This is a genomic window from Gordonia malaquae NBRC 108250 (genome assembly GCF_000344135.1).
GTDB lineage: Bacteria > Actinomycetota > Actinomycetes > Mycobacteriales > Mycobacteriaceae > Gordonia > Gordonia malaquae.
Window position 1 is genome coordinate 1 of the sequence record NZ_BAOP01000108.1, and the last position, 766, is coordinate 766.

The 766-nt window shown below is 61.9% G+C and carries 1 protein-coding gene; it reads left to right on the forward strand.

Annotation, left to right across the window (positions count from 1 at the left end; all coding sequences use genetic code 11):
- On the forward strand, window positions 1-715 hold a 715-nt coding region (locus GM1_RS21415; protein ID WP_040521059.1), incomplete at its 5' end, for an alpha/beta fold hydrolase.
- Window positions 716-766: the final 51 nt, after the last annotated feature.

Here is a 766-nt window from a genome sequence, read left to right on the forward strand (position 1 = left end):
ATATGACCAACGAGGACATGGCTGGAGTGACCGGGGTCGCGCCCCCTTCTCTTCGTCGTTGCTCGGCGACGATCTCGAGGCGGTCTTGCGCGCGGTCGTCACGTCGGGTCGTAAGGCGTTGGTGTCCGGTCACAGTATGGGCGGGATGTCCATCATGGGTTGGGCTGCCGAGCACCCGGAGTCGGTGCCCCTCCTAGCCCGTGGTGCCGTCTTGGCGAGCACTGGACCCTCCCAGTTGGTGAGTAGATCGACGTTAATTAGGTCGCCACGTCGACTCCGCGCCTCATTGGAGCGAGCCTTCGCAGCCGGGCTCGCCATCGCGGGACCGGAGATGCTTGACACTGGTTTCAACCGACGTTTGGTAAAATACGGGACGATGGGCCCGCACGCGTCGGCCGACGTTGTAGCGGAGTGTTCCGACATAGTGCTGCGTTGCCCCCCTGCGGTGCGGGGAATGTGGGGCAAGGTCCTGGCCTCCATTGACGTCAGCAAAGGAGTCGACTCACTTGCGGTTCCGACGACAGTGATCGTGGGCTCTGCCGACAAGTTGACACCCGAGGTTCATTCCATTGATCTCGCCGAACGCCTGCAGCAGCGCGGTCGGTTGCACGATTTCGTGGTGTTGCCGCAGATCGGTCACATGATCAACATGGAGGCACCGAACGATTTCAACGAAGCAGCGGCGCGATTGGACGCAGCGACCGTAGAACGTTGACAGCGAAGTATCGATGCCTACGGGGTCACGCACATGGCCGCTGATAGCGGC